The 3,676-nt window shown below is 52.4% G+C and carries 3 protein-coding genes; all 3 read right to left on the bottom strand.

Annotated elements, in window-relative coordinates:
• Window positions 1–172: 172 nt before the first annotated feature.
• Window positions 173–1,669: a BACON domain-containing protein gene (locus AC06ND_RS08625; protein WP_475678576.1), complete on the bottom strand. Its 1,497-nt coding sequence runs from the start codon at window positions 1,667–1,669 to the stop codon at window positions 173–175.
• 9 nt (window positions 1,670–1,678) lie between these two features.
• The gene (locus tag AC06ND_RS08620) at window positions 1,679–3,433 is read right to left on the bottom strand and encodes a zinc-dependent metalloprotease (RefSeq protein WP_475678575.1); all 1,755 of its coding nucleotides are present in this window, start codon (window positions 3,431–3,433) and stop codon (window positions 1,679–1,681) included.
• A gap of 59 nt (window positions 3,434–3,492) precedes the next feature.
• Window positions 3,493–3,676: hypothetical protein (locus AC06ND_RS08615; protein WP_475678574.1), on the bottom strand; the 184-nt coding region annotated here is incomplete at its 5' end.

The raw sequence follows: 3,676 nt of genomic DNA, 5'->3' as shown, positions 1-3,676 counted from the left end.
CCTTCAGATTCCACCTCGTGATGGACACCTTTGCCTTTGGCTGTAACCTTCCCACTATCAGGGCGGTTTGGGGACTTTCACCCGTTAGAGTACGTTCGTGCTGGACGAACAACAGAAAAGGGCGGTGACTGTTGATGTCACCGCCCTTTATTATGTAAGGAGACGTCCTCGATTACTCTGCGCTGAGGCCATAGCCCTCCTGCTGAGGATAGAGATACTTCTCTGGCTCCCACTTAGACCAGTTAGCATGTGCCTGAACAGCTGCTGGGATGACACCCTGCATCTTGTTGCCCTGGAGACGGAGCTGCTTAGCACCTGCAGGAAGCTCACTGAATGACTCAGGAATGTTACCGGTGAAGTTGCAACCATAGAGCTGGAGGCTGACGGTAGCAGCATTTGACTTAAGTCTACCGAGAGACTCTGGGAGGTTGCCGGTAAGGCCCTCGCACTGATAGAGCTGGATGGTCCTGAGATCAGGGAACTTGTCCCAGATGTCAGGAAGCTCACCTGAAAGCTTGGTCTTGAAGCACATGAAGAACTGAAGCTTCTGGCACTTTGCGAGCTCTACAGGGATAGCACCCTCGACTGAGGTACCGTTAAGGTTGAGGAGACGGAGGTCAGCGCACTCGCCGATCTCTGCTGGGATTGTACCGCCGAAGTCAACATTGTTGAGGAGGCTGAACTCGTCGAGCTTGGTCCAGTTTGCCATCTTTGCTGAGAATGAACCAGAGATGGTGTTGGTAGGGAGGTTGAGCTTGACGATGTTCTTGAGCTCATAGAGGCACTCAGGGAATGCTCCGGTAACCATGTTTGAACCGAGAACGAGTTCGGTGAGCTCGGTGAGAGTACCGATTTCTGCAGGGATCTCCCATGCACCTTCGGTGATGGTCTTGGTACCGAGGTTGATCTTGGTCACACGACCGTCCTCATTCACGGTAACCTTTGCCCACTCGTTGATTGGCTTGGTGAGGTCCCAGTTGTCCTTAGCCCACTTCTCTCCGTTAGACGCGTTGTACATCGCAACGAGAGCGAGTGAATCGGTGAAGTGTGAAGGAGCGGATGCAGCCTGAGATACGGTGATGGTCTTTGAATTGCCACCCTGCTTCTCGGTAACGGTGATGACTACTGACCTAGCCTCGAGATAGAAGTTCTCGTTTACGTCGATCCACATGTTGGCGTTATAGCCTTCGACATCCCTGTCGAGGGTGATAGCGATCCAGTCGCATGCTTCCTCATCGTATGCATACTCCCACTGTGCGTTGGAAGTCACCTCTACCTTATAGCTGCCGCAACCTGCGTTAACCTCTACGGTCTCAGGGTTGACTGCGATTGCAGGAGCCATACCGAGCTGAGTTACCTTTACGGTCTCGGTGAGTTCGTTAGCCTTGACGGTAACGGTTGCATTACGAGCGTCGAAAGAAGTATTTGCACTCGCGTTAAGAGTGAGCGTGCCGTTAGATGCAACAGCCTCGAGCCAGGTTGCATCGCTGGTAGCAGTCCAATTGACGTTGCTTTTTACAGTGATGTTCTTTGATGAAGCCGCTGCGTCGAAATTTGCGACGCTGTCCGAAAGCTTGAGCTCAGTAACTTCATTCTTGTTACATGAGAAGCTTACAAGGCACACAGCAATCATGGCTGCTGCCTTGATGGTCTTTGAGATGTTGAACATATTACTTGATTATTGGTTGGTGAATTTTTTCTTTCTGTACTTGAGGACCTTCTGGTAAGCCTTGAGCGCCTTCGGTCCGTTATTGTCGGAGATTCTCTTAGGGATGAACTTGCCGTTGAGCTCATTGAGGATCTGCTTCTCGGCATCCTTGTCATAGATTGCCTGAGGGCAGTCCTCGAGACCACGGAAGATGAAGTTCAGGGTCTGTATCTGCTTCACGAGATTGACAGGATCCCCATGGACCGTACCGCCGAGGTTCGAGAGTGCAAGGTGGATATACTTGTAATACTGCTTCTGGATAAGATCCACACGATCCTTCGTGAGACCGTCGCTGAGAAGAAGCTGGAGGCAGTTGTAGAGTCCCTTGTCGGACGACTTGATGATATCGTTTCCGAGGGTCTCAGCCTGCGAAGATGGATCAGGAGAGATGGCCGCTGAGATGAAAGGGGAGAAGAAGCAATACTCTCCCGGAGTCACTTCGTCCTTCGAATAGCCCGCTGCGATCGCGTACATGTCATACGGACCGAGCCTTGGAGGAAGCATGTTCACACCGGCCTCGACGTCAGCAGGAGTTGCGATATGGTTGTAGCGGGCATAGTCCATGATTGAAGCCGTAGTGCCATAGACGGCGGTGAACTCAGGGCTCTTGAGCTGCTCAGGGGTATATGCCCATGAACCTCCCATGTTGTGGCTGAGTCCGAGCACATGGCCCATCTCATGACTCATCGCATGTCTGATCATAGGTCCGATCATCTCGAGCGGATACTCGAGCTGCCTTGCAGCAGGATCTGCAGCACCTGTCTGGAGGTAGCGCCAGTCGCACATGAGCTTGAGAACGCCTTTCCACCAGAGTATGTCAGCCTGAAGGACTTCACCGCTGCGAGGGTCGACATAGCACTGGCCCTTTGCGTTGGCCTCGCTGCTGTCCACGAACCTCACCATGTTCACGAGAGGAGAATTTCTGTCGACGGCGTCGGTCTCCTGGAGGACGACAATAGGAGAGTGGATTCCTATTGCCTCGAAAGCCTTGTTCCAGTCCTCGAGTCCTTCCTTGATGTATGGGAACCACTCCTTAGGGAAGGCGCGGTCCACATAGAACACGATCTGGCGGCCAGCCGAGAGATCCCAGCGGTAAGGCTTGTAGCTGCGCTCACCCTTGGAATTCCTGTACTCAAGGCTCTCGTAGCCGACCTTCTCACCGTCAACGCCCTTGAACGAAAGCGCGTTCGGACGAAGCTTAAGGAAGAAATAGTTGACACGTGCATGAAGTGCGTCAGGATATGCGTAGTCAAGGAGCATGGTGATGTAGCCGTTTCCCTTCGAGCTGTTCCTGATCTCGTAGTTGGCGGCATTTCCCTTGAGGTCCTTCGGAGTGATGACGGAAACGAGAAGCGGATAGCTTGAGAGATACTCGGTCATGTCGACCGTGTAGCTGCCGTCATTGATGCTGATGATGCGGAAGCGCTCGGTGGCGAAGGTATCGTTCCTTGTCTTCCAGCTGGTACCCTCAGAATCGGTATATCCGATCTGGGTCATGGTGATGTACTCGTTACCCTCATTCCTGAGGCGCACGAGCACAGGCTGCTCCTTCATCTGACCGTCAGAATAGGCCTTGCTCGAAGGCTTGCTGACCCTCACCAACCTCGATCCGAAGAGGCAGTCGGTATCCAGCATGTCCGCCGGAATATCCATCCTGATTCTCTCCGCGCCGAAAGCAAGTGCGGTCATGATGAGCAAAATTGCAGATATAATAAATCTCTTCATTCTACGATAGCCACAAAAGACGCCGCAATTTATAAAAATTTTTATAAAAATTTTAATTTTTATCGCGGCCAGAACTTATAATCTACCCTCCAGCATTCGCCATCCTTCTCCGCAGCGATGGTCCCAAGGTCCACGTCATGCATGAAATGCGGGCTGTCGCAGCTGTACCAAACGGAGAATAGCATGGCCTCCGAGGCGTTCGTGAAGTCGAACCTTCCCTCGATCTTCTCGATGAAGACGCTG

It is taken from the genome of Candidatus Cryptobacteroides sp. (assembly GCF_056207615.1).
Note: the sequence above shows the minus strand (reverse complement) of the source record. Positions and strands in the feature narration are given on the sequence as shown.